We start from the raw sequence: 24,204 nt of genomic DNA, 5'->3' as shown, positions 1-24,204 counted from the left end.
TAGCCGCCTCGCCCGCCGCGCCGCTCGCAGGGTCGCCGTCGCCGAATTGCACAAAAAGACCCCTTCGATCGATCTGAAGGGGTCCATTGCGGCAAGTCGAGCACGCCGCAGGCAGCTGCGTCGCTGTGCGTAGGCCTACTACGCGGGGTGCAGGCCTACAGGGCGCCGAAGGCGACGATGCAGTTCTGCCCGCCGAAGCCGAACGCGTTCACCAGCGCGTGCTTGATGGGCTGGATGCGCGCGGTGAGCGGCGTGTAGTCGAGTGTGCACTCCGGGTCGGGGGTGCGCAGGTTGATCGTGGGCGGCACGATGCCGTTTTTGATCGACAGTGCGCCGACCAGGGCGGAGAGCGCGCCGGCGGCGCCGATCATGTGGCCGGTCATCGACTTGGGCGCGGTGATCGAGATCTTGTCGGCGAAGTGGCGCAGCGAGTGCCGGATGGCGAGGGTCTCGGCCTTGTCGTTGGCCTGGGTGGACGTGCCGTGGGCGACGATCATGTCGATGTCGGCGGGGTTGAGCTTGCTCTTGTCCAGGGCGCGGTTGATGGCCTGGCTGGCGTACTGCCCGGTCGGGTCGGGCGCCACGATGCTGAAGCCGTCGCTGGTGAGCGCCCCGCCGAGAACCTCGGCGTAGATCCGGGCGCCGCGGGCGCGGGCGTGCGAGAGCAGTTCCATCACGAACACCACGGCACCCTCGCCGAAGACCAGGCCGTTGCGGTTCGCATCGAACGGCCGGCTGGCCTCGGTGGGCTCGTCATTGTGGGTGGAGGCGGCGTGCATGGCGTTGAGCCCGGCGAACATCACCGGGGTGATGGCCGCCTCGACGCCGCCGGCGATGACCACGTCGGCGTCGCCCATGACGAGCATGGTGCGGGCTTCGAGCAGGGCGTATGCGCCGCTGGCGCAGGCAAGTGCGCTGGCGTTCACTGGGCCGTGCACGCCCAGGTCGATGGCGATCTCGCAGGCGGCCATGTTCATCAATGACTGCGGTACGAAGCGCGGTGAGATGCGTCGGGCGCTGCCGGCGTTGACGTGCTCGGTGGCATCCTGGATCTCGGCGTAGCCGGACACGGCGCTGTTGACGATGACCGCGGTGTGGATGCCCTCCATCGACGTGCCGAAGCCGGCGTCGGCGACGGCTTCGCGGGCGGCGGCGATGGACATCTGCGAGGCGCGTGAGGCCCGCTTGACCTGCTTGATCGACATCCGGGTGGCCGGGTCGAAACCCTTGACCTCTCCGGCGATCTGGGTGGGCAGGTCGGTGGCGTCGAATTGGGTGATGCGGGCGACGCCGCTGCGGCCGCTGGTCAGGCCGTCCCACGTCTCGGTCCAGGAATTGCCGAGCGGGGTGAGGGCTCCCAATCCGGTGATTACGACTCGATCATTCATGACGATCATCTCCTCAGACGGCGCGAGGGACGTCTCCGGTGCGGGCTCTGCCTGGTTGGCCTGGCCCATATGCCGAGTGTAGTTACGGCTATATTCCGGCCCACGTACGTTGGGCGGTTCTGGGCATATAGCAGTGTCACGCGTGGCCGAATGCCGAACCCGGCTAGGCTTGATCGACGTGACGGATGCACCGATTGGGATTTTCGACTCCGGAGTCGGCGGACTGACCGTCGCCCGGGCCATCAAGGACCAACTGCCCAACGAGTCGATCCTGTACATCGGCGATACGGCCCATTCGCCGTACGGGCCGAAGAAGATCGCCGACGTGCGCGAGTACGCGCTGGAGGTTCTCGACGACCTGGTGTCCCAGGATGTGAAGTTGCTGGTAATCGCCTGCAACACTGCGTCGGCCGCCGTGTTGCGCGATGCCAGGGAGCGGTACAGCGTTCCCGTGGTCGAGGTGATCCAGCCGGCGGTGCGCCGTGCTGTGGGCACCACCCGCAATAAGAGGGTGGGCGTGGTCGGCACATCGGGCACCGTGAACTCCCGGGCCTACAACGATGCGTTCGCCGCTGCCACCGACATCCAGCTCTTCTCGCAGGCCTGCCCCCGCTTCGTGGAGTTCGTCGAGTCCGGGGTCACCACGGGCGCCGAGGTGCTGCGGGTCGCCGAGGAATACCTGGCCCCACTCAAGGCGGCCGATGTGGACACCCTCGTGCTCGGCTGCACCCACTACCCCTTCCTGCGTGGCGTGATCTCCTACGTCATGGGCGACGCGGTGACCCTGGTCTCCAGCCACACCGAGACCGCCAACGATGTCTACAGGGTGCTGGTGGGTCAGGGTCTCGAACGGATCGAGGCTGCCCCGCCCAGTTACCGGTACGAGGCCACCGGCGACAGCGCCGACGACTTCCTGCGCCTGGCGCACCGCTTGCTCGGCCCCGAGATCTCCCACGTGGACCTCGTCGCGACCGGCACCATCAGCCTGAGCGAGGTGGCCAGACTGGCCGCCTCGACCACCCCACCCCGCCTTTTCAGCCCCCGCCTTCCCAAGGAGAACCCGTGACCGACATCCTGCGCGCCGATGGCCGCACCAACGACCAGCTGCGTCCCGTCACCATCGAACGCGGCTGGAGCGACCAGGCCGAGGGATCCGCACTGATCTCCTTCGGCCGCACGAAGGTGCTCGCTACCGCGTCATTCACCAACGGGGTGCCGCGCTGGATGTCCGGCAAGGGCAAGGGCTGGGTCACCGCGGAGTACTCGATGCTGCCCCGTTCCACCAACTCCCGCATGGACCGCGAGTCGGTCAAGGGCCGCATCGGCGGCCGCACCCACGAGATCAGCCGGCTGATCGGCCGCAGCCTGCGCGCCGTCGTCGACATGAAGGCCCTGGGCGAGAACACCATCGTCATCGACTGCGACGTACTGCAGGCGGATGGCGGCACCCGCACCGCAGCCATCACCGGCGCCTACGTGGCCCTGGCCGACGCCCTGGAGTGGGGCCGGGAGAAGAAGTTCATCGCCCAGAAGGCGCAGCCGCTCACCGACAGCGTCGCCGCCGTCTCCGTGGGCATCATCGGTGGCGTGCCGATGCTCGACCTGGCCTATACCGAAGACGTGCGTGCCGAGACCGACATGAACGTCGTCGTCACCGGACGCGGCAAGTTCATCGAGGTGCAGGGAACCGCCGAAGGTGCCCCCTTCGACCGCAGCGAGCTGGACTCCCTGCTCGACCTGGCCCTCGGCGGCGCGATCACGCTCACCGAGCTGCAGAAGACCACGCTGGGCCGCTGACATGCGTGTCGTTCTCGCCACCCACAACGCCCACAAGGTCGAGGAGCTGCGCCGCATCCTCGCGCCGATGCTGCCGGGCCTCGAGGTGCTGGCCTACGACGGCCCTGAACCCGTCGAGAACGGCGCGACCTTCACCGAGAACGCCCTGATCAAGGCGCGTGCCGCCGCCCTGCACACCGGACTGCCCGCCATCGCGGACGACTCCGGCATCTGCGTGGACGTGCTGGGCGGGGCCCCCGGCATCTTCTCCGCCCGGTGGGGCGGGCCGGCCAGGGACTCCGAAGAGAACCTGCGCCTGCTGCTCTGGCAGCTCAGCGACATGACCGACGAGCACCGGGCCGGGCACTTCACCTGCGTCGCCGCGCTGGCCCTGCCGAACGGCGTGGAGCGGGCCGTCACGGGGGAGTGGCCCGGCCGAATCCTGCGGGAACCGGCCGGCGCCGGAGGGTTCGGCTACGACCCGATCTTCCAGCCGGACGGCCACGCCGTCTCTGCCGCCGAACTGCCCGCAGACGTGAAGAACGCCGTGAGTCACCGGGCCATCGCGTTCGCTGCTTTGGGCCCGGTGCTCTCGGAGCTTTTGGGCGCCTGACCGGCACATATCGCCAAACTGGCTCGGTCGGCCTGACCTGCTGAGAACGGCACTCATTCCCAACTAGGGGCTGGGCTGGCTTTCGCCCCTGCGGGCTCGTAGCTTTGAAGCATGGGCCACGATCACGCATCCGCTTCGACGAGTAATCGCTCGCGCCTGTCGATCGTCATCGGCCTGGTCGCGACGATTCTGGTGGTCGAAGTCGTGGGCGCCTGGCTCACCGGTTCCCTGGCGCTGCTCGCCGACGCCGGCCACATGTTCTCCGACCTCGCCGGCCTCATCATCGCGCTCACGGCCACCGTCGTCGCCGCCCGCCCTGCCACGGACCGTCAGACGTTCGGGTACCAGAGGGCCGAGGTCTTCGGGGCGCTGCTGAACGGCCTGATCCTGCTGGTGGTGGCGGGCTTCGTGGTCGTGGGTGCCATCGGCCGCCTCACCGCCGGCGCCCCGGCCGAGGTGCTGGCCGCCCCGATGCTCGTGGTTGCCGTTGTCGGTCTGCTCGCCAACATCGTCGGCATCCTGCTGCTGCGCCCGGCCGCCGCCGGGTCGATCAACATGCGCGGCGCCTACCTCGAGGTGCTCGGCGATGCGCTGGGTTCGGTGGCCGTGATCGTGGCCGCGGTGGTCATCCTCACGACCGGATTCGCCCAGGCCGACTCCATCGCCTCGTTGGTGATCGCCGCCATGATCGTGCCGCGGGCGCTGGGACTGCTCCGCGACGTCGTGCGGGTGTTCAGCGAGTCAGCGCCTGCGGATACCGACGTGCGGGCAATCCGGGAGCACCTCGAGGGCACCGCCGGCGTTGTCGCCGTGCACGATGTGCACGTCTGGGCGATCACGTCGGGGTCGCACGTGTTCAGCGCTCACATCGTGGTCGAGCCGGACCTGCTGTCGGCCGGCAAGTCGGGCGAACTGCTGCGCGAGTTATCCGAGTGCCTGTCTCAGCACTTCGACGTCGAACACTCCACGTTCCAGCTCGAGCCGGCCGATCACGCGGCGGGTGCCGAGCACGAGCACCACTCGCACCGCTGAGCGCGCCGGGGTTCTACGCCTCGTGCTTGCCGTCATTGTCGGTGTCGAAGGTCTCGGGGTCGAGAACGAGCTTGGCCGGGTCGACGGTCACCCCGGCGCGGGACTCGCGGCGGGCCTTCACGGTTGACTGCACGTAGTGGTAGATGGTGGGGAGCAGCGTGAGCACCACGGCGCCCAGCAGGATCAGGTCGATGTAGTCGCGTACGAAGTCGGCCAGCGGGGGAATGTAGCCCAGGAAGTAGCCGAAGAAGGTGAGCCCGGCACCCCAGATCATGGCACCGATGAAGTTGTACAGGCTGTACTTGCGGTAGTCCATGTGCCCGACGCCGGCCGCGACCGGGGCGAAGGTGCGCACGATGGGCACGAAACGGGCAGCGATCACGGCGAAGCCGCCGAAGCGCACGAAGAAGGCGTTGGTGCGTTGCACGTTCTTCACGCTGAACAGCCCGGATTCCTTGCGCTCGAACACGCGCGGGCCCAGCCGGTGGCCGATCAGGTAGCCCACCTCACCGCCGACGAACGCGGCGCCGCCGATGGCCAGCGCCACCCACCAGATGTCGATGGTGATGATGTCGAAGAAGACGAACAGGCCGGTGATCACGAGCAGGGTGTCGCCCGGCAGCAGGAACCCGATCAGCAGGCCGGTCTCGGCGAAGACGATCGCACACACGCCCAACAGCGCCCAGGGCCCGAATCCGTTGATCAGGATCTCCGGGTCGAGCCACGGAATGAGTGCGGTGTGAATCACGAAGAAACTCCAGTCGTCGGCGGCTAGATCGGCCAGTCGGCGGTGATCGCTTGCGTCGCTACAGGTTACCGCGTTCTGGAACAGGAAGGCCTGATGAAGGGGTGGGCTAACCCCCCAAAGTGTTGTGAGACCCGGTGGTCGTGGGGGCGCCCGAACGGCCCTGCGCGCGGTCGGCGAGCCAGGTGCGCAGTCCGAACACTATCGACGCCGTGATGAAGAACCCGGCGATGATGTACGCGGCGCTCTTCACGCCGGGAATCGCGGCGGCGTAGTAGCCGGTGAGGGTGATGCCCACACCCCAGGCCAGGGCGCCCACGAGGTTGCTGCTGAGGAACTTGTAGTAGTTCATGCGGCCGACTCCGGCCACGACGGGAACGAAGACCCGCGCCCACGGCATGAATCGGGCCACGACCACAGCCCACCAGCCGTACTTGAGGTAGAACGACTCGGTCTTCACGATTGCGAGCTGGGTGCGCCGGCCGCCGCGTTTGTCGAGATACCCGCGCCCGTACCGTCGGCCGAGCAGAAAGCCCACCTGGTCACCGAGGAACGCGGCGACGCCGACGCCGACGGCCAGGACCACGATGTTCAGGCTCTGGGTGGACGCGGCCACCAGTCCGGCGCCGAACAGGAGCGAGTCGCCCGTGATGAACGGGATGAACACCCCGAGGAACAGGGCGGTGCCGGCGAAGACGAGCGCCCAGACGAGCAGGTAGAACACCACGACACCCGCGCTCGCGAGAAAATCGCTGAGCTGGCCGTCAAGTGCCGCGGTGCGCAACATCGGCTAGCGCGCCAACCCGTCGAAGACAGCGCCGTTGTAGGTGAAGGCGGCATCGACCTCTGCCACGAGGGTGTCGACCTCGGCCGGAGCGAGCAGCATCGCGTTCAGCCGATCGCGGTATGAGCGCTTGTACTGCACGATGTTGTTGATCGCATCGAATCGGTAGAAGCCCAGCTGCTCGGGTGCTGCGCCGTAATGCCGGGCCACGAGAGCAGCGATGGCCTGGCCGCCCGACAGGTCACCGAGGTAGCGGGTGTAGTGGTGGGCCAGGCAGCGCACGCTGTCGGCGCTGGTGAGGGACTGCAGGTGCGCGATGTACTCGGTGGTCGCCGGCAGTGGTGGATGCTCACGGCGCCAGTCCTGCACACCGAGTGCGGCGAGGTCGCTCTCGATGGCGGGCAGCCGGTCGAGGGCGGGGTCGAAAACGTCGATGCGGTCGACCTGGGAGACCCTGTCGACGAGCTGTTCGAGAGCCTCGTAGACCCAGGCGTACTGCCCGAGATACCGGGTGTAATCGGCGAGCGAGAGCGCACCGCTCATCAGCTCGGTGATGAATGAACGTGTCTCGGTATCACGGTGTTGGCTACTCGAGCTGGCGCGCAGGTAGTCTGCCAGACTCGGCTGCTGGTCCAGGGTGTGCTGCGTGGTGATAGGGGTCGCGGTCATGAGAACCGATCTGCTGGGGGACGAGTAAGGCAATCCTAACCTAAGCAAATTCCGGTGGCCAGAATCGATGATGATCTCGGTATGCAGCGGAGCCGGACAGCATCTGTGTGCTGACAGCCGGCGCCCGTCGGTGCGGGAGAAGGGACTTGAACCCTCACGCCTTGCGGCACAGGTACCTAAAACCTGCGTGTATACCAATTTCACCACTCCCGCGAGTCAGGCTCCAGTCTAGGGCGCTCGGCTTTCGGCCGCGGAGGGACCGGTCGGGCCGCTGCTGTGGATAACTTCCCCGCGCCGTGCGGCTTGTGCAGCAGGATTCCTTCATGAGTGAGGCCGTGCGCATCATCACCGAGCAGGTGCGGCTGCGCGTGCGCCGCGACGGCGTCGACCTGGCAACCGACGACGCCCTCGCGGACCAGTACGTGCGCGACGAGGTGCGTCGGTACAGCGAGCGCGCCCTCGGCGGCTCGATGCCGCTGCTCACCGACGAGTTCCAGGCCAGCCGGGAGGTGGTGGCCGCGCTGACCGGGTTCGGCGCGCTGCAACCGTTCCTCGACGACCCCGACATCGAAGAGATCTGGATCAATTCGCCCACCCGGGTGTTCGTCGCCCGCGACGGGGTGCCGGAGTTGACCACGATGGTGCTCACCGAGCGTGAGGTGCGTGATCTCGTTGAGCGGATGCTGCAGGCCTCCGGCCGGCGGGTCGATCTGTCCTCACCTTTTGTGGATGCCTCCCTGCCCGATGGGTCCAGGCTGCACGTGGTGATCCCCGACATCACACAGCGGCACTGGTCGGTCAACATCCGCAAGTTCACCCGGCGCATCCGGGATCTCACCCAGCTGGTGGCGTTGGGCGCACTCACCCAACCGGCCGCCGACTTCTTGCGCGTGTGCGTGCGCGGCGGCCAGAACATCCTCGTGTCCGGGGCCACCCAGACCGGCAAGACCACCATGCTCAACGCGCTGTTGTCGGCCACCCGCCGCACCGAACGCATCATCACGGTGGAGGAGACCTTCGAGCTGAGCGTGGGCGCGCGCGATGTGGTGGCCATGCAGTGCCGCCAGCCCAGCCTGGAGGGCGCGGGGGAGATCACCCTGCGCCGGCTGATCAAGGAGTCACTGCGGATGCGGCCCGACCGGCTGGTGGTGGGCGAGGTGCGCGAGGCGGAGAGCCTCGATCTGCTGATTGCGCTGAACAGCGGGTTGCCCGGCATGTGCTCGATCCATGCCAACAGCGCCAGGGACGCCCTCGCCAAGCTGTCGACTCTGCCGCTGCTGGCCGGGCGCAACATCGATTCGTCGTTCGTGCTGCCGACGGTGGCCGGCTGCATCGATATAGTGCTGCACTGCGAGATGGACCGACATGGACGCCGCCGGGTGACTGAGATCATCGCGCCGAGCGGCCAACTCACCGGCTCCACCATCGAGGCGAGCCCGCTTTTCCTGATGAAGAACGGGGCGCTCGAGCACACCGGCGGGTTCCCCACCAAGCTCGCCAAGTTCAGGGCGGCCGGGCTCGACCCGGCCGAGGTGCTGCGGAGGGGAGCGGCATGACCCTGATGCTGGGCAGCCTCCTCGGCGCAGGTCTGGTTCTCCTGAGCGCACCGCTGCTGTGGCCGTCCGCCGGCGGGGTCTCCCGCGGCGGCCGCCTGGTGTCGGGCTGGCGGGCCCGGCTCGCCCAGGCCGGGTTCGGGTCCGTGCCGGTATCGGTGTTCGCCGCACTGTCTGCCGTGCTCGCGCTGGCCGCGGCGGCGCTCGCCGAGGCGATCCTGGGGGTGCGGGCGCTCACTCTGGTCGTCGGAGTGGTCTGGCTGATCCTGCCGACCCTGATCGTGCTCTGGCGGGCCAGGGCCAGGCGCCGGCTCAACCGCACCGTCTGGCCCGATGTGGTCGACCACCTCGTCTCCGCCGTGCGCTCAGGGCTGGCCCTGCCCGATGCGGTCAGCAGCCTGGCGCAGGCCGGGCCGGTGGTCACCCGCACGGCGTTCGCCGAGTTCGAGCGGGAGTACCGGGCCACCGGTAACTTCGGCTACAGCGTCGACAGGCTCAAGGCATCCCTCGCCGACCCGTTCGCCGACCGTCTGATCGAGACCCTGCGGATGGCGCGCGAGGTAGGCGGCAGCGACCTCACCGTGGTGCTGCGCAGCCTGTCGAGCTGGTTGCGGCAGGATGCGGCGGTGCGCTCCGAAGTCGAGGCCAAACAATCCTGGGTGGTGAACGCCGCCCGGCTGGGGGTGGCGGCGCCCTGGATAGTGCTGGTACTGATCAGCAGCAGGCCGGAGGCGGCGGAGGCGTTCAACACGCCGGCCGGAACCGTCGTCATCCTCGGCGGCCTCACCGTCTCGGTGCTGGCCTACCGGGTCATGCTCATCGTCGGACGTCTGCCTGAGGAACGTCGGTGGTTCCAGTGACGGCGGTATCCATGACGGCGGTGGCCTGGGGCGCCTTCTTCGGTTCGGTGCTCGGCATCGGACTGTGGTCGCTGGTGAGCCTCACCCCGCGCCTGAGCCGGCCCCGGCTCGCGAACCGGCTGGCGCCCTACCTGCTTGACGTGTCGGAGGAGGCGAGGGTCTTCGTCGGCCGCCGTTCGGTCGATCCGATCCCGGTGCTCGGAACCCTGTTCTCGCCGGTGTTCGAGTCGCTCGCCCAGACCCTCGCCAATGCCCTCGGCGGTGCCGACATCATCGAACGTCGACTGCGACAGTCCGGCTCCACCCGCACCGTCGACGCCTTTCGTGCGGAGCAGTTGGCCTGGGCGCTGATCGGTGCCGCCGGCGCCATGCTGGTCGCGTTCGGTACGCCGCTGGGCCGGAGCTGGCCGGTGATCGTGCACATTGCGGTGCCCGGCGTCGCGGCCGCAGCGGGCGTGCTGCTGCGGGACGCCGTGCTCAAGCGTGCGGCTGCCGCGCGCCTGGCCCGGATCGAGAGCGAGCTGCCCACGATCCTGGAATTCCTCACCCTCTCCCTCGCCGCCGGTGAGGGCATTCTTGACGCCCTGCGCCGGGTCTCCCGCAGTACCTCGGGGGAGCTGTCCCGCGAATTCGCCGGCGTGATCGGCGACGTGCACGCCGGCGTCTCCCTCACCACGGCTCTCACCGAGCTGTCCAGGCGGATTCGCCTGACGTCGTTGACCCGCTTCGTCGACCAGGTGGTCGGTGCGATCGATCGCGGCTCGCCGCTCGCCGAGGTGCTGCGCGCCCAGGCCCAGGACGGCAGAGAGGAAGCCAAGCGGCACCTGCTCGAGGCCGCGGGTAAGAAGGAGGTCGCGATGATGGTGCCGCTCGTGTTCCTGATCCTGCCGATGACAATCCTGTTCGCCATTTTTCCCGGCCTGTTCGTGCTGCAGGCCGGTTTCTAGACGGGCCCGCCCCGGCGCCGAGAACCACCCCGATCCATCCGTGCCCCACCCGAGAGAGAGCAGGACATCGTGAGTCTCACCACCAAGCTGCACAACCGTATCCGCGCAGGGCTGCACGACGAGAGGGGGGATGTGCCGGGCTGGGTTTTGATCACCCTGATGACCGCGGGCTTGGTGATGATCATCTGGGGGCTGGCGGGCCCGGCGCTCAGCGGCATCTTCGAGCAGGCCATTGACAAGGTCAGCGGCATCTAGCCGCACATCAGCACCCCATGATGCGTAGGTGGCGGTTCGAGCCCGGCGAGGCCGAGCGCGGTACTGCGGTGGCCGAATTCGTGATGGTCTCGGCCCTGCTCACCACACTGACCCTGGCCGTGCTGCAACTCGCCCTCGCGCTGCATGTTCGCAACACCGTGCTCGATGCGGCGGCGGAAGGCGCTCGCTACGCCGCGCTGGCCGACAGCGACCTCGACCAGGGGGCGGCGCGGAGCCGCGACCTGATCACCACGGCGATCGGACCTGCCTACGCGGCCGACGTCACGGCCAGTTACGCGGAGGTTGCGGGTCAACCCGGCGTGCAGGTGCGGGTCGTGGCCCCGCTGCCGATGTTCGGGCTGCTGGGAGTGGACCGTGCTCTGGAGGTGAGGGGACATGCGGCCGTGGAAGAACTGGACGAGACCGATTGACCGGCGGTGGACGCCCACCGGGGAACGAGGGTCGGCGTCGCTCGAGTTCATCACAGCGGGCCTGATCCTGCTGGTGCCGCTGGTGTACCTCGTGCTGGCGATGTCGGTGTTGCAGGGCGGTGCGCTGGCGGTGGAGGGTGCGGCGCGACAGGCGGCCAGGGTCTTCGTGCAGGCGCCCGCAACCGGCGAAGCCGAGGCACGCGCCGAGCGCGCGGTACTGGTGGGTCTCGCCGACTACGGCATCGACGCGGCCGATGCCCAGGTGAGCATCACCTGCCCGGGGTCCACCGTGTGTCTGTCCCGCCGAACTGTGGTGACCGTCACCGTTCGGGTGGTCGTCGATCTGCCCTTCGTGCCAGCGGTGATCACCGGGTCACGCGGCGGCAGCATCCCGCTTGAGGCTTCGGCCACCCAGACTGTGTCCAGATTCTGGCACGAGGGGTGAGCCCGATGAACCGCACCGCCGCGGCCGCCCGAGCACGCGGGAACTCGGGCGAGGAAGGGTCCACCCTCCTGCTGACCATCTTCTACGGATTTCTGGCGCTGGTCGTGGTGCTGATCGTCGTCGCCGCCACGAGCCTGTACCTCGAGCGCAAGAAGCTCTTCACGCTGGCGGATGGTGCGGCGCTCGCCGCCGCCGAATCGTTCACCCTGGAATCCGTCTCGGTCGACGACGGGGAGTTGCATGCGGCACTCACGACCGGGGAGATCCGGGCCGCGGCGACCTCGTATCTTGCCGCGGCACCGCATCCGGGCATCGAGAACCTGGTGCTGACCCACGCTGACACCGTCGACGGACAGAGTGCCACCGTCACCCTGCGGGCCTGGTGGCGTCCGCCCGTGCTCACGCTGCTCGTGCCCGACGGTCTACCCCTCGAGGTGACCGCGGTGGCGCGGTCGGTGTTCCACTGAGACTCAGGTCACGCCCTTTGCTGTTCACCGTGGATTCACCACCGCTCTCTGCTGCCCGGTTAGCGTCGTCGTGCCGGTCGGAGTCCAGGGCGGCACACACCAATCTCAGGGGGAACCTCGTGCACCGTGCGTCCAACTCAGCCACCATCCGTGGGCGCCGCAGCGCGCTCATGGTCGCGGCGACCGGCCTCATCGCCGGTGCCAGCATCCTCGCGCCCCTCGGCGCGTACGCAGCCACCGACGACCACGGCGGGGCCACTCGCAACGACGGAGACAAGACCGCCGCGATTCGCGAGTCGATTGTCGACGGACCGGCCAAGAACGTCATCCTGCTGATCGGCGATGGCATGGGCGACAGCGAGATCACGGTCGCCCGCAACTACGCCGAGGGCGCCGCCGGCGAGTTCGCCGGGATCGATGCCCTACCGCTGACCGGCCAGTACACCACCTATGCCCTCAACAAGGACGGCACCCCGAACTACGCGTCGGAGTCGGCATCGACCGCCAGCGGCTGGTCGACCGGCACCAAGACCTACAACGGCGCTCTCTCGGTGGACATCGCCGGCAAACCGCAGTCGACGCTGCTGGAACTGGCGAAGGCCAACGGCTTGCGCACCGGCAACGTGTCGACGGCCGAGATCCAGGACGCCACCCCGGGCGCGCAGATCGCCCACATCTCGGCTCGCGGCTGCTACGGACCGGTGAAGACCACCGCGAGTTGCTCCGCCGAGGCGCTGGAGAACGGCGGACTCGGGTCCATCTCCGAGCAGCTGCTCACGCTGCGCCCCGATGTTGTGCTCGGGGGCGGTTCGGCCACCTTCAACGAGAAGGCCGTCGCCGGCGACTGGGCCGGTCAGACCCTCTTCTCGCAGGCCACCGACCGCGGCTACCAGCTGGTGAACGACGCCGCGGGCCTGTCTAAGGTCACCGCCGCGGACCAGAGCTCCCCGGTGCTCGGACTCTTCACGGCGGGCAACTTCCCCACCCGCTGGATCGGCCCGGAAGCCACCGTGGGCGGCGGCAACCTCGCCCCGGTGTCGTGCACCGCGAACCCCGCGCGCCTGAACACCGGGCTGTCTCTGGCCTCCTTGACCGACAAGGCCATCGACCTCCTGTCTGCCGACAGCAAGCAGGGCTTCTTCCTCCAGGTCGAGGGTGCCAGCATCGACAAGCGTGACCACGCCGCGGATGCCTGCGGCCAGATCGGCGAAACCGTCGACCTCGACGAGGCCGTGCAGTCCGCTCTCGCCTTCGCGAAGGCCGACGGCAACACCCTCGTGGTGGTGACCGCCGACCACGCCCACACCAGCCAAATCGTGGGATCCACCCCGCCCGGCCTCAGCGTTGCGCTGACCACCGTTGAGGGCCAGACCATGCTCGTCGGATACGGCACCGCCAACGCTGGGGAGTCGCAGCAGCACACCGGCTCCCAGGTGCGCATCGCCGGCTACGGCCCCGGCGCCGCGAACGTGCTCGGCCTGACCGACCAGACCGACCTGTTCTTCACCTCCACCAACGCGTTGGCCCTGAACACGAATCTCACGTCGCTCAGCGCCGCCGCCACCCTCACCCTCGACAAGGCCACCGTCGCCCCCGGAGCGGCCTTCACCGCGATGGGAGCCGGCCTGGCCGCCGACTGGCGTGCCACCAGCGAGCTGGGCACCGCCACCTCGGCCGATCCGCTGGGCGTCGCCGACGTGATCGACGGGAACGCCGTCGTCACCGGCACCGCCCCGACCGCCCCCGGGCAGTACACGGTCAGCCTGACCGGAGCGCAGACCGGTGTCACCGTGACGGCGGCGCTGACCGTCGCGGCGGCGGGCAGCACCCCCGCGCCCACGCCGACGGTGGCCGCACCGGCCGCCACCGGGCCCGGCTCGGGGCCTGCCGTGAGTGCCGGCGCTGCCGCGCTCGGGTTCCTCGCCTCCACCGGAGTGCAGCTCGCCCCCGTGGCCGTGCTGGCCGTTGCGCTGCTCGCCGGCGGTGGAGTGCTATTGGTCATCCGTCGTCGTCGCCACGGCCTCGCCTAGCAAAAAGCTGCTCGGGCTGCCCGCCTGGCCGAATAACGAAGGCCGCCCCTCCCGGGGCGGCCTTCTCGGCTCGGTAGAGTTTCCCCCATGAAACGCATCGACTACTACGGCAGAAGCTTCACAGTCTCCGACCGCTTTGCTGACGCGCTGGTGAGCTACCTGAACGACACCGTCACCGCGGGCAAGCCGCTCGGCGAGTTCTTTCCGGTGCGGTGTTACATCACCGATCCCGGTCACACCGTTGACGTCACCATCCAGGTGGTGGCGGGTGTGCCGCTGCTGGTCTACCCGGCTGATGCGGCCTTCGACGGCGCCGCCGAGATCGAGGACGACCCGGCCGCTCTGGGCAGGCTGGGCTACCGGCGCAGCTGACCGAGCGGTCGGACCGGGCGGCTGGACCCGGCGCGGCCGCCCCGGCGCGGCACGAAACGAGCCGCCGCGGGGCTGGCCGGTAGTGTCGTCGGAGTGCCGCATCCGGTCGGCGAAGGAGAACAGTGACAGCCAAGCGTGACCGTCTCACCGGCGCGGGAGCCCAACTCGTCACCGAGGTGACCATCAACTACGGCTCGTCGCTGGCCGGGCTGCTCATTCCGATGGTCGGCTCACCCGTGGTGGTGGCCGTGCGTCAGCTGGTGATGGCGATCACCGTGTTGCCGTTCTACCGGCCCAAGTTCGTCACCTTCACCTGGGCCAGGCTGTGGCCGGCGTTGATGCTCGGCGTGGTGCTCGCCGTGATGAACCTCACCTTCTACGAGGCCATCGCCCGGCTCGGCCTCGGTGTGGCCGCGACCATCGAGTTCCTCGGCCCGTTCGCCGTGGCGCTGGCCGCCTCCCGCCGGTTCCTCGACTTCGTCTGCGCGGCAGCGGCCGCCGGCGGAGTGTTTCTGCTCACCTGGTCGGATGGCACGCTCGACCCGGTCGGCATCGCGCTGGCGCTCACCGCGGCCGCCGCCTGGGCCGGCTACATCCTGCTCACCCGCCGGGTGGCCACGCAACTGCCGGGGCTGGAAGGCATCACCATCGCCAGTCTGGTCAGCCTGGTGCTGCTCGTTCCGCTGGCCGTGGTCACGGTGGACTACTCAAAGCTGAACTGGGGCGTGATCGGACTGCTCGTGGCAGTGGGAGTGCTGTCGTCGGCGTTCCCGTACACGGTGGACACGTTCATCCTGCGCCGCATCACGCCGCGGCTCTACGCCATCATCACCAGCTTCGGCCCTGTCGTCGCGGCGGTCTTCGGGGTGCTGGTGCTCGGCGAAACCCTGCTGCCGCAGCAGCAGGTGGCCATCGTCGTGGTGTGCGCTGCGGCCGGTGCGGCGATCGCCACCCAGCGGGAGCAGCCGGTCTCTGACCTCGAGCGCACGGCTCGCGCCATCCCGTAGCGCCGCGCCGGGCAGCTTCGCGCCCGACTTGCCGCAAGTGCCACCAATGGCCGGCGCTGGTGGGGGATCCTGCCGCAACTCGTGACGCCGGTTCGGTCCGTGTCACTCCCGGGTGGGGATCTCTTCCAACGCTGCCGTCTCCAGCGCCGCCACGAACTCGTAGGCCGCCAGCTCTCGCGGGGACTCCTCGATGCCCGCCAGCGGTGCCAGCACCTTCGATTCGTCGAGGGCGTTGAGCTTGCGGGCCGTGGGCAGCACCTGGCGTTCCATCGAGCCGACGAAACCGTTGTAGTCCTTCACGGTGCGTTCGATTGCGCGGCCGAGCTTCTCGATGTGGGTGGCGGTGGTGGCCAGCCGGGAGTACAGCTCGCGGCTGAGGTCGAAGAGCACCTGGGCATCGTGGGTGAGCACATCCTGCTGCCAGCTGAACGCCACGGTCTTCAGCACCGACCACAGCGTGACGGGGGAGGCCAGCGCCACCCGCTTGCTGAACGCGAACTCCATCAGCGACGGATCGGCCTCCAGCGCCGACGACACCAACGACTCGCTCGGGATGAACGCGATCACCAGTTCGGGGGAGGCCTCCAGACCCTGCCAGTACGCCTTGCTGCCCAACGCCGTGACGTGGTCGCGCACCGCCTTCACGTGCGCCTTCATGAACACGGCGCGCTGGGCGCCATCCGCGCCGGTCGCCGTGGCGGGAATCTGGCTCGCCTCGAGGAACGCGGTGAACGGCACCTTGGCGTCGACGGCGATGTTCTTGCCGCCGGGCAGGTGCACCACCATGTCCGGCCGGCCGGCGCCGGCATCCGAGCTGATGCTGGACTGCACGTCGAAATCGACCCGCTCGATGAGCCCGGCGGCCTCGACCACGCTGCGCAGCTGGGTTTCGCCCCAGACGCCGCGGGTGTTGTTGGCGCGGAGGGCCGAGGCGAGGGATTCGGCGGTGCTGCGCAGGCGCTCCTCGGACTCGGTGGCCGAGCGCAACTGCTCGGTGAGCTCACCGTGCTGCAGGCTGCGCTGCTGCTCGAGCTCGGCGACCTTCTGCTGCATGCTGACCAGGCTGTCTTTCACCGGCGCCAGGGCCTGCAGCACCTGGCTCTCCTGCCGGTCCCGTTCGGTGCGGGCGGCCTGATCGTCGCGCTGCCGGTCGACGATGTCCCGGTACTGGCGCTTCTGGTCGCTGATCTGGTCGCGCAGGCCGTCGGCGGTGGCCTGCATCGACGCGAGTTCCTCCCGCAGCAGCGACTGCACGGCGGCCTCACGGGCGCGCGTCTCGGCCAGCACCACCTGGTGCCGGGCCTCGAGCACGGCCGGGTCGGCGCCCGCCGGCGTGGCCGACTGGCGGCGTTGCAGGAGCACGACGCTCACGAGAGCGCCGAGCACCGCACCGAGAACAAGGCCGAGGAAAAGCGCGAGGAGGTCCATGCGGCCAGTCTGACAGCGCCCACCGACACCGCCGGCAGGCCGGGCGCGCGTCGCACGGGCCGAGCGGTGGGGCGAGCGGCCGGGGGAGAGGCCGGCGGCTAGTTCAACGCCATCGGGCCGTGTGTGGCGCGGTGCTCGCGGGTGGCGACCGGGCCGATGACGCCCACGTTCACGCCGCAGATGCGGGCCAGGTCTTCGATGCTGTCGACGCCGTGCCGGTCGGCGGCGTGGATCATGATCGCCGCGCAGGCCTCGGAGTCGGCCAGGGCATTGTGGTGCGAGAAGTCCTCGAAACCGGCGGCCATCGCCGCGACCGGCAACCGGTAGGAGTCGAGGTGGTAGGTCTTGCGGGCCACCTGCAGGCTGCAGACGTAGCGGAAGTCGGGCACCGTCATGCCGGTGATCGCGGAGGCGGTCTTGATCACGCCCAGGTCGAAGCCCGCGTTGTGCGCTACGAGCACGTCACCGTCGGCGAAGTCGACCAGGTTGGGCAGCTGCTGCGACCAGCTGAGCGCCGCCGCCACGTGCTCGGGGCGGATGCCGTGGATCTTGATGTTCCACTCCTGGAACAGGTCGTGGCCCAGCGGAGGCTTGATGAACCAGCCGATCTTGTCGACGACGACACCGTCCCGCACCTTCACCAGCCCCACGGAGCAGGCCGAGGCGGCCGAAGAATTAGCGGTTTCGAAATCGATGGCGGTGAAGTTGACGGGCACGCCTCATGGTCTCACGCGCCACCGACGTCGCCGCGCGGCAGGCATCCGCTGCCGCGCCCGCTGCCCCGTCAACGCCGTGAAATCCCGCGGCAGAACGCCGAACCGGCAGAGCCGGTACGATGGATGCTCGTGGCTCTTACTATTGCAATCGTCGGACTGCCCAATGTCGGCAAGTCCACCCTCTTCAACGCGTTGACCAAGAACAACGTGCTCGCGGCGAACTACCCGTTCGCCACCATCGAGCCGAACGTTGGGATCGTCAACCTGCCCGACCACCGGCTGGCAAAGCTGGCCAAGGTGTTCGGCAGCGAGCGTTTGCTGCCCGCCCCGGTGTCGTTCGTCGACATCGCCGGCATCGTGCGCGGCGCCAGCGAGGGTGAGGGCCTGGGCAACAAGTTCCTGGCCAACATCCGTGAGGCCGACGCCATCGCGCAGGTCATCCGCGGCTTCGCCGACCCCGACGTGGTTCACGTCGACGGTGCCGTCAACCCGGCCGGCGACATGGAGACCATCAACACCGAGCTCGTGCTCGCCGATATGCAGACCCTCGAGAAGGCCATCGTGCGGTACGAGAAGGAGACCAAGGGTCGCAAGCTCGACCCGAGTGTGCTCAAGACCGCGCTCGAAGCGCAGGCGTTCCTCGACACCGGCAAGCCGCTGTCGGCATCGACCATCGACGTTGAGCCCATCCGCGAACTCGGCCTGCTCACCACCAAGCCGTTCATCTACGTCTTCAACGTCGACGAGGCCGTGCTGCAGGATGCCGAGAAGCTCGCCGTGCTGGCCGCTCTCGTCGCCCCGGCGAAGGCCGTGTTCCTCGACGCCAAGCTCGAATCCGAGCTCGCCGAACTCGACGAAGAGGACGCCGCCGAGATGCTGGCCTCCACCGGCCAGGAGGAGAGTGGACTCAACCAGCTCGCCCGCATCGGCTTCGACACCCTGGGCCTGCAGACCTACCTCACGGCCGGCCCCAAGGAAACGCGGGCCTGGACCATCCACAAGGGCTGGACCGCCCCGCAGGCCGCCGGAGTCATCCACACCGACTTCCAGAAGGGCTTCATCAAGGCCGAGGTCTTCGCGTTCCAGGACCTCATCGACGCCGGCTCCGTCGTCGAAGCCCGCGCCAAGGGCAAGGCCCGCATCGAGGGCAAGGAATACGTCATGCAGGACGGCGACGTGGTGGAGTTCCGCTTCAACAACTAGCAGTAGTAGTCCGATTGATAGCCACTAGGGTGAAGCCAGGTTCTAAGAACTGAATCGGGGGGAACCGGGTGTTCGTTCATGTTTCCAGGTGTGGGCGGCTTCCCGTGGTAGCCGTAGCTGCCATCGGGATGCTGCTGCTGGCGGGGTGCTCGGGCCCGCGGGCGGATGCGCCGGTCGTGAATCCGACCCATTCCGTCGGCACGACGGTCAGTACGGCTGCACCCACACCCATACCGACGCCGACACCGATTGCGATGGACCTGGCCGACCCTGGTTCGTGGATCATCGCCTTCACCGGCGTGGGACCGCTGGTGATCGGGGATGAGCTCAGCGCGACGGACGAGTCGATGACGGCATTTTCCAGCGGTACCGTTTTTGACGGTTGCCCGTCGATTCTCTCCTTCGACCGGCCCGAATTCCCCGGTCTGGTCGTCGCCGACAGGTCCGACAACGGCCTCGTGGAGCTGATCGCCCTGGAGGGAGGGGCGACCTCGTCGGACTACACCGCGACATCGCCGCGCACGACCGATGGCATCGGAATCGGCGCCACGCTCGATGAACTCAAGACCGCGTACCCCGCGATCATCTACCAGGACGACCATTTCACCCCCCACTACGCGTTGTCTGACGGCGACGGGAATTGGATCAATTTCGCCGTGTTTGAAGGCCTGGTGAACAAGATCGTCGTTCGCCCCGCCCCCGACATTCCCCGAGAATTATGCGGCTAAGCGGCTAGAGCCGGTGTGAAGACAACGGACGACCAACCTGAATCGGGCCGCGAAGGAAACCACAAAATGAGCAGCATTGAGGATCTCCTTGCCGATGTCCAGTCCGAACTTGTCGGCCTGAGCTTGGAATACGTCGGGGACGCGGCGAGCGATATCTTCGTCTACGCGTCGATGGAGAACGGCACACTCTTCTTCGACCCGTTCTTCGTGGTTCAGGGAGAGCTCGTGGCCAAGAGCAAGGTTCCTGGCGTCGACACATCGATCCCACGCCAGAAGGCATTGGTGAACTTTGGAACCGCGCAGCTGAAGCGCCTCTATGACGGGTTCACGGAGTTGGGTGTTGCGGTTCCGACTCAGCTCAAACTCCACTACTCTGCCGAGACGCGGTCGTTGGATTCTGAATTCTTGTACACCTCCCAGTACTCGCATGACACGTCGCTGCACAACATAGATTTCAGCAAGAAGTGGCAGTCCGAAGTTCATTCCTGCTTGCGTGACGAGCGGTAGCTCTTCTGCGCACTATTTCTGTGGGGTAATGACATGGCTTCCTTGGAGGAACTTCTCGCGGACACGCAGACCGAGATGATCGCGGTGTGTTTGGAGTACGCAGACGGAGCCGCGAGTGACATCTTCGTTTATGCATCGGTGGAGGACCGGACCCTCTTCTTTGACCCGTTCTTCGTTGTGCGCGGCAGAGTTATGACCCGGGGAGAGCTTCTCGAAGTGGATGCCTCTATTCCTCGCCAAAGGGCAATGGTGAAGTACGGGACTGCGCAGCTAAGGCGACTCTATGACGCGGGTCAGGAATCCGGCCTTGTCGTATCGACCCAACTGAAGCTTCATTACTCCGTTCAGTCAGGGTCGCTCGATGCGGAGTTCGAGTACGAACCGCAATATTCCCACGATGAATCGTTGGACTCCTCGGTGCTGAGCGGCTCCTGGCAGAATGAAGTCCAGGCATCACTCGACAGAGAGCAGCAATAGTCTCGAATAGAGGGGGCATGAGTATCGGCCAGAGCGTTCGCCTCGTCTTGCCGCACCAGCTCTTCGAGCAGCACCTCGACGCGGCCGGCGGCACCGTGTTCGTGCTCATCGAGCATGACCTGCTCTTTCGCCGGTACCGGTTCCATTCCCACAAGCTGGTGCTGCATCGCGCTTCGATGACCCGGTTCGCCCGTCGGCTGCGCGAGCGCGGCTACGAGGTCGTCGTGCTGCCAAGCAATGCCGAGCGCACCTCACACGACCAGCTCGCGGAGTTCGTGCGAAACCGCGACCCGGTGCGGGTGACCTGGTTCGACGTGGTCGACGACTGGCTCGAGAAAGATCTGCTCGCCGGGCTCGCCGACGGCGGGTACCGGATGCGCCAGGACGACGTGCTGGAGACACCGAACTTCCTCACCGACCGGGCGCAGATCGATGACTGGTTCTCCCAGCACGGCTCCCGCATGCAGGACTTCTACGTGTGGCAACGGCGACGGCTCGACATCCTGGTCGAGGACGGCAAGCCGGTGGGCGGCAAATGGTCTTTCGACGCCGAGAACCGCAAGAAGCTTCCGCGCGGGTATACGCCCCGCGCGGTCGGCCGCTTCGCGCGCCATCCGGTCCTCCAGCGGGAGGACACCCTCGATATCGACGCGCTGATGGCGGACGCCGACACCGTCGAGGTACCCCGCGACGTCGCATCGGCCATCGCTTGGGTCAGTGCCGAGTTCCCGGATGCCCCGGGAGACCCCCATCTGTTCGCCTGGCCCACTACTGCCGACGAGGCGCGTGAGCACTTGAATGAATTCGTGCGGGAACGCCTGAACGACTTCGGCCCCTATGAGGACGCGATCTCCACGGTGCATCCGTTCATCGCTCACGGTCTGCTGACCGCCGCGCTGAACATCGGGCTGCTGGACCCGCGTGATGTGGTGCACGCCGTGCTCGAGGCAGCCGCCGAAAGCACCCCGCTCGCCTCACTGGAGGGGTTCATTCGGCAGGTGATCGGCTGGCGCGAATACATGCGCGCCACCTACCGCACCCGGGGCCGCGCAATGCGCACCTCCAACCGGCTGGACCACCATCGTGAACTCGGCGCCGGCTGGTGGGACGCGACCACCGGACTGGCGCCGGTGGACCTGGTCATCTCTCGGGTACTCGACACCGGGTACGCCCACCACATCGAGCGGCTGATGGTGCTCGGCAACGCCATGTCGCTGTTGCGGATCCATCCGGACGCGGTCTACGAGTGGTTCATGGAGATGTTCATCGACGCCTACGACTGGGTGATGGTGCCCAACGTCTACGCGATGAGCCAGTTCGCCGCGGGGGACGAGATCACCACCAAGCCCTATGTGTCTGGCAGCAACTATCTGCGCAAGATGTCGGACCTGCCGGCGGGTGAGTGGATGCGCGACTGGGACGGGCTGTACTGGACGTTTATCGATGACCATCACGCGGTCTTCAAGGCCAATCCGCGCACGAGAATGGTCCTGTCCCTGCTGGAGAAGATGGACCCGAACACTCGAGACGAGCATCGGCGCCGCGCTGCGGCGCTCCTCGACGCCGGGCACGACACGGCTCTACTCAGCCGCCCAGCTGTTCCTGCCAGTCCGCGGGTACTCGACCGGCCGGCCCTGGCACGGGCTGGCTCGCCGGATGATGCTGGGGATCCAGCAGGCGCGGCCCCTCGATGAATGTGTTCTCGCTGTAGTCCCAGAACCAGTCCTCGCCGGGCTCGAAGCTCTGGATAACCGGGTGATCGGTCTCGGCGGCGTGTGCGGTCGCGTGCCGGTTGAGCGAGTCGCCGCAGCAGCCGATGTGGCCACAGGCGGCGCACCGTCGCAGGTGCAGCCACCAGGAGTCGATCGCATCGCAGTTGAGGCATCCGGTGCTGCCCGGTCGGGCGGTGGGGTCGATGCCGTTCGCAGTGGCTGTCATCGTTACATTCTGTCCGTCGAGTGCGCATCAGTCGAGTGTCGGTCGAGCATGAGCCGCATGAGAATGCGGGGGAAACCGCCCGCGACGGAATCGGTGTCGGCGGCCTTGGCGAAGCCCTCCCGCTCGAACATGCTGCGCGTGCCGACAAAGGCCATGGTCAGATCGACCCGGCGACCGTCGTTGTCGACCGGGTAGCTCTCCACACAGGGTGCACCGGATGCCCGCGCGTAGTCGACGGCGCCGGCGATGAGTGCCGGGGTGACGCCCTGTTTGCGGTATCCGGGGCGCACCCGGAGGCACCATAACGACCAGACCGGCAGATCGTCCACGTGCGGGATCTTCCGGGAGTGCGCAAACGGGTACAACTCGGCGCGCGGGGCGATGCCGGCCCAGCCCGCCACCTCTCCGTCGATGTGCGCGAGCACACCTGGTGCGCGCTCGCGGGAACACAGTTCCCGCACCTTGTCGGCTCGGGCCGTTCCCTTGAGCGCCCGGTTCTCCTTGGAATCCAGCCGCCAGGAGAGGCACCAGCACACCGACGATTCGGGCTTCTTCGGCGCGAACATGGTGGCCATGTCGTCGAAATCGTGCGCGGGTGTCACCTCGATTGCCATGCGTTACCCTCCGAGCCTGTGGTTGCCAGCATGATAGGCAGACCGTCGCGCCCGCGACAAGGGAACCAGAGCCGGCGCGGCGCAGCATCAACTACCCAGCTGGGCTAGCCTGCCGCGGGCACGGATGCCGTGTTGAGCGCGTGAAGATCGGCCTCCACGAGATCGAAAGCGGCTCGCTCCGCTTGTGCGGCCGTGACGGAGGCATCCAGTTCTGCCTGTCGTCCGACGAAGCCTGCCTCCTTCGTGTTGATCTCGCCGAGGACCCGTTCCAGATAGCTTCCCCACGCCTCATCGCCCAAGGTGCCGTCGGCATTCATCACAAACAGGCGGGCTCGACCCTGCGGGGTCAATGCGTTGTATTCGCCCACCTGCCGGTTGTGCGTAATGCGGTCGGCGTCCAGCTGTTCGCGGTCGGCCGACAACTGGGCGCCCGCATCGGCGTCGGCCTGCTCGTGAATGAGCAACGCATCCGCTTTCGCCTGGTAATCGGCCCACAGCCCGTCCCACATCGCCAGGAGGCTGCCGTTGATCGCCACGACGGCCTGGCGGTCGACAAAATAGGGCGCGTAGAAGGCCTCAAGCGCTGGGTCGCCCGCGTCGGCGATCTCGGAGCCGAGGTAGGCGAATTGTTCGGTGGCGCGGTTCTCGCCCACTGCGCCCACCGAGGATGTCAGGCTGGCCTGTATTGGATCGTCGGCGGGTACCAACGACCAGCGCGTCTCCAGCAGGGGGTCCAGAACGGCACGATCATCCGGGGGCAACTGGGCGTAGACGGCATGCAGGAACTCGTGGGCAGCGGTAACGACGGTCTGGTCGGCGAGGCGGTCGTCGGTGGGGCGGAATATCGCGATCTGTCCGAAGCCGGCTCCGTTCCCGTAGTAACAACCGACTGTGGCCAGCTGCCCGTCGTTGGGTTCGTCCTCAATGCCGTCGTCCGCCCCGGCGTCTGTTCCGTCCTCGACGGTGACACACGTGTCCAGGAACTCCGCGCTGTCCAGAAGCTGGGGGCCGGAGTCAGCGAAGAGCGCCCGGCCCTCTTCGCTGAAGCCGATCCGTTCGGCGAGGTGCTCCATCTCCGCCGACATGGTGTTCGTGATCTGCTGCCACGCGGCATCGGACGGGAGGGTAGACAGGCCGAGGAATCCGGCGGCGGCGATCGCAGGAACGAGTACGACCCAGAACACCGCGACCCGGAATCCCGACCGGCGGGGTCGCTGGG

28 protein-coding genes and 1 tRNA gene are annotated in these 24,204 nt (G+C 67.6%); 19 read left to right on the top strand and 10 right to left on the bottom strand.

Annotated features, from left to right (window positions below; genetic code table 11):
- Positions 1 to 155 precede the first annotated feature (155 nt).
- The gene (locus ACEN2M_RS16445; protein WP_441649221.1) at positions 156 to 1,457 is read right to left on the bottom strand and encodes a beta-ketoacyl-[acyl-carrier-protein] synthase family protein; all 1,302 of its coding nucleotides are present in this window, start codon (positions 1,455 to 1,457) and stop codon (positions 156 to 158) included.
- Between the two features lie 109 nt (positions 1,458 to 1,566).
- On the opposite strand from ACEN2M_RS16445, the gene murI reads away from it, so the two are divergent.
- The 4 genes from murI (at position 1,567) to ACEN2M_RS16425 (ending at position 4,809) form a co-directional block, all read left to right on the top strand.
- Positions 1,567 to 2,454, top strand: a complete 888-nt coding sequence (gene murI, locus ACEN2M_RS16440; RefSeq protein ID WP_441649220.1) for a glutamate racemase — start codon at positions 1,567 to 1,569, stop codon at positions 2,452 to 2,454.
- On the top strand, positions 2,451 to 3,185 hold the full coding sequence (gene rph / locus ACEN2M_RS16435; protein WP_441649219.1) for a ribonuclease PH: 735 nt from the start codon (positions 2,451 to 2,453) through the stop codon (positions 3,183 to 3,185). The genes murI and rph overlap by 4 nt, the downstream gene beginning before the upstream one ends.
- A 1-nt stretch (position 3,186) precedes the next feature.
- Positions 3,187 to 3,777, top strand: coding sequence for an RdgB/HAM1 family non-canonical purine NTP pyrophosphatase (rdgB, locus tag ACEN2M_RS16430; protein WP_441649218.1), 591 nt, complete (start codon positions 3,187 to 3,189; stop codon positions 3,775 to 3,777).
- Between the two features lie 111 nt (positions 3,778 to 3,888).
- The gene (locus ACEN2M_RS16425; protein WP_441649217.1) at positions 3,889 to 4,809 is read left to right on the top strand and encodes a cation diffusion facilitator family transporter; all 921 of its coding nucleotides are present in this window, start codon (positions 3,889 to 3,891) and stop codon (positions 4,807 to 4,809) included.
- A gap of 13 nt (positions 4,810 to 4,822) precedes the next feature.
- Here the strand turns inward: ACEN2M_RS16425 and ACEN2M_RS16420 are convergent, their stop codons facing one another.
- From ACEN2M_RS16420 to ACEN2M_RS16405, 4 genes are all read right to left on the bottom strand, one after another.
- Positions 4,823 to 5,554, bottom strand: coding sequence for a DedA family protein (locus ACEN2M_RS16420; protein ID WP_441649227.1), 732 nt, complete (start codon positions 5,552 to 5,554; stop codon positions 4,823 to 4,825).
- Positions 5,555 to 5,663: 109 nt separating this feature from the next.
- Complete coding sequence (locus ACEN2M_RS16415; protein WP_441649216.1) at positions 5,664 to 6,341, bottom strand: DedA family protein; 678 nt, start codon at positions 6,339 to 6,341, stop codon at positions 5,664 to 5,666.
- A 3-nt stretch (positions 6,342 to 6,344) separates the two neighbouring features.
- Positions 6,345 to 7,007 (bottom strand): heme oxygenase (biliverdin-producing), encoded by a 663-nt coding sequence (locus ACEN2M_RS16410; protein ID WP_441649215.1) that lies wholly within the window; start codon positions 7,005 to 7,007, stop codon positions 6,345 to 6,347.
- A gap of 131 nt (positions 7,008 to 7,138) precedes the next feature.
- Positions 7,139 to 7,220, bottom strand: a tRNA-Leu gene (locus tag ACEN2M_RS16405).
- Between the two features lie 110 nt (positions 7,221 to 7,330).
- On the opposite strand from ACEN2M_RS16405, the gene ACEN2M_RS16400 reads away from it, so the two are divergent.
- The 10 genes from ACEN2M_RS16400 (at position 7,331) to ACEN2M_RS16355 (ending at position 15,374) form a co-directional block, all read left to right on the top strand.
- On the top strand, positions 7,331 to 8,563 hold the full coding sequence (locus ACEN2M_RS16400; protein ID WP_441649214.1) for a CpaF family protein: 1,233 nt from the start codon (positions 7,331 to 7,333) through the stop codon (positions 8,561 to 8,563).
- Positions 8,560 to 9,420 carry a type II secretion system F family protein gene (locus ACEN2M_RS16395; RefSeq protein ID WP_441649213.1) on the top strand — a complete coding sequence of 287 codons (861 nt, stop codon included), beginning with the start codon at positions 8,560 to 8,562 and terminating at the stop codon, positions 9,418 to 9,420. The genes ACEN2M_RS16400 and ACEN2M_RS16395 overlap by 4 nt, the downstream gene beginning before the upstream one ends.
- On the top strand, positions 9,408 to 10,367 hold the full coding sequence (locus ACEN2M_RS16390; RefSeq protein ID WP_441649212.1) for a type II secretion system F family protein: 960 nt from the start codon (positions 9,408 to 9,410) through the stop codon (positions 10,365 to 10,367). Before ACEN2M_RS16395 ends, ACEN2M_RS16390 begins: the two co-directional genes overlap by 13 nt.
- A gap of 66 nt (positions 10,368 to 10,433) precedes the next feature.
- A complete protein-coding gene (locus ACEN2M_RS16385; RefSeq protein WP_441649226.1) occupies positions 10,434 to 10,622 on the top strand; it encodes a hypothetical protein in 189 nt (62 codons plus the stop codon).
- Between the two features lie 17 nt (positions 10,623 to 10,639).
- The gene (locus ACEN2M_RS16380) at positions 10,640 to 11,053 is read left to right on the top strand and encodes a TadE/TadG family type IV pilus assembly protein (protein WP_441649211.1); all 414 of its coding nucleotides are present in this window, start codon (positions 10,640 to 10,642) and stop codon (positions 11,051 to 11,053) included.
- Positions 11,019 to 11,498: a hypothetical protein gene (locus tag ACEN2M_RS16375; protein ID WP_441649210.1), complete on the top strand. Its 480-nt coding sequence runs from the start codon at positions 11,019 to 11,021 to the stop codon at positions 11,496 to 11,498. The genes ACEN2M_RS16380 and ACEN2M_RS16375 overlap by 35 nt, the downstream gene beginning before the upstream one ends.
- A 5-nt stretch (positions 11,499 to 11,503) precedes the next feature.
- The gene (locus tag ACEN2M_RS16370; protein ID WP_441649209.1) at positions 11,504 to 11,965 is read left to right on the top strand and encodes a pilus assembly protein TadG-related protein; all 462 of its coding nucleotides are present in this window, start codon (positions 11,504 to 11,506) and stop codon (positions 11,963 to 11,965) included.
- A 119-nt stretch (positions 11,966 to 12,084) separates the two neighbouring features.
- Positions 12,085 to 13,995: an alkaline phosphatase gene (gene phoA, locus ACEN2M_RS16365; RefSeq protein WP_441649208.1), complete on the top strand. Its 1,911-nt coding sequence runs from the start codon at positions 12,085 to 12,087 to the stop codon at positions 13,993 to 13,995.
- A gap of 87 nt (positions 13,996 to 14,082) precedes the next feature.
- Positions 14,083 to 14,367, top strand: coding sequence for a hypothetical protein (locus tag ACEN2M_RS16360; RefSeq protein ID WP_441649207.1), 285 nt, complete (start codon positions 14,083 to 14,085; stop codon positions 14,365 to 14,367).
- Between the two features lie 122 nt (positions 14,368 to 14,489).
- Complete coding sequence (locus ACEN2M_RS16355; protein WP_441649206.1) at positions 14,490 to 15,374, top strand: EamA family transporter; 885 nt, start codon at positions 14,490 to 14,492, stop codon at positions 15,372 to 15,374.
- A gap of 102 nt (positions 15,375 to 15,476) precedes the next feature.
- On the opposite strand, the gene rmuC is transcribed toward ACEN2M_RS16355, so the two are convergent.
- The gene (gene rmuC / locus ACEN2M_RS16350) at positions 15,477 to 16,802 is read right to left on the bottom strand and encodes a DNA recombination protein RmuC (RefSeq protein ID WP_441649205.1); all 1,326 of its coding nucleotides are present in this window, start codon (positions 16,800 to 16,802) and stop codon (positions 15,477 to 15,479) included.
- 98 nt (positions 16,803 to 16,900) lie between these two features.
- Positions 16,901 to 17,518 (bottom strand): exonuclease domain-containing protein, encoded by a 618-nt coding sequence (locus ACEN2M_RS16345; RefSeq protein ID WP_441649204.1) that lies wholly within the window; start codon positions 17,516 to 17,518, stop codon positions 16,901 to 16,903.
- Positions 17,519 to 17,647: 129 nt separating this feature from the next.
- On the opposite strand from ACEN2M_RS16345, the gene ychF reads away from it, so the two are divergent.
- The 5 genes from ychF (at position 17,648) to ACEN2M_RS16320 (ending at position 22,127) form a co-directional block, all read left to right on the top strand.
- On the top strand, positions 17,648 to 18,721 hold the full coding sequence (ychF, locus tag ACEN2M_RS16340) for a redox-regulated ATPase YchF (protein ID WP_441649203.1): 1,074 nt from the start codon (positions 17,648 to 17,650) through the stop codon (positions 18,719 to 18,721).
- 128 nt (positions 18,722 to 18,849) lie between these two features.
- Positions 18,850 to 19,449, top strand: a complete 600-nt coding sequence (locus tag ACEN2M_RS16335) for a hypothetical protein (RefSeq protein WP_441649202.1) — start codon at positions 18,850 to 18,852, stop codon at positions 19,447 to 19,449.
- A 66-nt stretch (positions 19,450 to 19,515) separates the two neighbouring features.
- On the top strand, positions 19,516 to 19,956 hold the full coding sequence (locus ACEN2M_RS16330; protein ID WP_441649201.1) for a hypothetical protein: 441 nt from the start codon (positions 19,516 to 19,518) through the stop codon (positions 19,954 to 19,956).
- 33 nt (positions 19,957 to 19,989) lie between these two features.
- Positions 19,990 to 20,433, top strand: a complete 444-nt coding sequence (locus ACEN2M_RS16325; protein WP_441649200.1) for a hypothetical protein — start codon at positions 19,990 to 19,992, stop codon at positions 20,431 to 20,433.
- Between the two features lie 17 nt (positions 20,434 to 20,450).
- Positions 20,451 to 22,127: a cryptochrome/photolyase family protein gene (locus ACEN2M_RS16320; protein WP_441649199.1), complete on the top strand. Its 1,677-nt coding sequence runs from the start codon at positions 20,451 to 20,453 to the stop codon at positions 22,125 to 22,127.
- On the opposite strand, the gene ACEN2M_RS16315 is transcribed toward ACEN2M_RS16320, so the two are convergent.
- The 3 genes from ACEN2M_RS16315 to ACEN2M_RS16305 all read right to left on the bottom strand — a co-directional run bounded on the left by ACEN2M_RS16315 (position 22,018) and on the right by ACEN2M_RS16305 (position 24,169).
- Positions 22,018 to 22,371 carry a UBP-type zinc finger domain-containing protein gene (locus ACEN2M_RS16315; RefSeq protein WP_441649198.1) on the bottom strand — a complete coding sequence of 118 codons (354 nt, stop codon included), beginning with the start codon at positions 22,369 to 22,371 and terminating at the stop codon, positions 22,018 to 22,020. The genes ACEN2M_RS16320 and ACEN2M_RS16315 overlap by 110 nt on opposite strands.
- Before the next feature lie 2 nt (positions 22,372 to 22,373).
- Positions 22,374 to 22,985, bottom strand: a complete 612-nt coding sequence (locus ACEN2M_RS16310; RefSeq protein WP_441649197.1) for a GNAT family N-acetyltransferase — start codon at positions 22,983 to 22,985, stop codon at positions 22,374 to 22,376.
- Positions 22,986 to 23,089: 104 nt separating this feature from the next.
- Positions 23,090 to 24,169 (bottom strand): hypothetical protein, encoded by a 1,080-nt coding sequence (locus tag ACEN2M_RS16305; RefSeq protein ID WP_441649196.1) that lies wholly within the window; start codon positions 24,167 to 24,169, stop codon positions 23,090 to 23,092.
- Between the last annotated feature and the right edge of the window lie 35 nt (positions 24,170 to 24,204).

Source organism: Cryobacterium sp. W22_MBD10_FK3, assembly GCF_052113745.1.
In the GTDB taxonomy this organism is placed as follows: domain Bacteria; phylum Actinomycetota; class Actinomycetes; order Actinomycetales; family Microbacteriaceae; genus Cryobacterium.
Note: the sequence above shows the minus strand (reverse complement) of the source record. Positions and strands in the feature narration are given on the sequence as shown.

What these genes read in the sequence shown, in the direction of transcription:
- ACEN2M_RS16320 (WP_441649199.1), top strand. Translation starts at nt 20,451, where the DNA reads ATGAGTATCGGCCAGAGCGTTCGCCTCGTCTTGCCGCACCAGCTCTTC.
- ACEN2M_RS16310 (WP_441649197.1), bottom strand. Translation starts at nt 22,985, where the DNA reads ATGGCAATCGAGGTGACACCCGCGCACGATTTCGACGACATGGCCACC.
- ACEN2M_RS16400 (WP_441649214.1), top strand. Translation starts at nt 7,331, where the DNA reads ATGAGTGAGGCCGTGCGCATCATCACCGAGCAGGTGCGGCTGCGCGTG.
- rmuC (WP_441649205.1), bottom strand. Translation starts at nt 16,802, where the DNA reads ATGGACCTCCTCGCGCTTTTCCTCGGCCTTGTTCTCGGTGCGGTGCTC.
- ACEN2M_RS16395 (WP_441649213.1), top strand. Translation starts at nt 8,560, where the DNA reads ATGACCCTGATGCTGGGCAGCCTCCTCGGCGCAGGTCTGGTTCTCCTG.
- ACEN2M_RS16375 (WP_441649210.1), top strand. Translation starts at nt 11,019, where the DNA reads ATGCGGCCGTGGAAGAACTGGACGAGACCGATTGACCGGCGGTGGACG.
- ACEN2M_RS16325 (WP_441649200.1), top strand. Translation starts at nt 19,990, where the DNA reads ATGGCTTCCTTGGAGGAACTTCTCGCGGACACGCAGACCGAGATGATC.
- ACEN2M_RS16360 (WP_441649207.1), top strand. Translation starts at nt 14,083, where the DNA reads ATGAAACGCATCGACTACTACGGCAGAAGCTTCACAGTCTCCGACCGC.
- ACEN2M_RS16425 (WP_441649217.1), top strand. Translation starts at nt 3,889, where the DNA reads ATGGGCCACGATCACGCATCCGCTTCGACGAGTAATCGCTCGCGCCTG.
- ACEN2M_RS16370 (WP_441649209.1), top strand. Translation starts at nt 11,504, where the DNA reads ATGAACCGCACCGCCGCGGCCGCCCGAGCACGCGGGAACTCGGGCGAG.
- ACEN2M_RS16410 (WP_441649215.1), bottom strand. Translation starts at nt 7,007, where the DNA reads ATGACCGCGACCCCTATCACCACGCAGCACACCCTGGACCAGCAGCCG.
- ACEN2M_RS16315 (WP_441649198.1), bottom strand. Translation starts at nt 22,371, where the DNA reads ATGACAGCCACTGCGAACGGCATCGACCCCACCGCCCGACCGGGCAGC.
- ACEN2M_RS16330 (WP_441649201.1), top strand. Translation starts at nt 19,516, where the DNA reads ATGAGCAGCATTGAGGATCTCCTTGCCGATGTCCAGTCCGAACTTGTC.
- rdgB (WP_441649218.1), top strand. Translation starts at nt 3,187, where the DNA reads ATGCGTGTCGTTCTCGCCACCCACAACGCCCACAAGGTCGAGGAGCTG.
- ACEN2M_RS16445 (WP_441649221.1), bottom strand. Translation starts at nt 1,457, where the DNA reads ATGGGCCAGGCCAACCAGGCAGAGCCCGCACCGGAGACGTCCCTCGCG.
- ACEN2M_RS16335 (WP_441649202.1), top strand. Translation starts at nt 18,850, where the DNA reads ATGCTGCTGCTGGCGGGGTGCTCGGGCCCGCGGGCGGATGCGCCGGTC.
- ACEN2M_RS16380 (WP_441649211.1), top strand. Translation starts at nt 10,640, where the DNA reads ATGATGCGTAGGTGGCGGTTCGAGCCCGGCGAGGCCGAGCGCGGTACT.
- ACEN2M_RS16415 (WP_441649216.1), bottom strand. Translation starts at nt 6,341, where the DNA reads ATGTTGCGCACCGCGGCACTTGACGGCCAGCTCAGCGATTTTCTCGCG.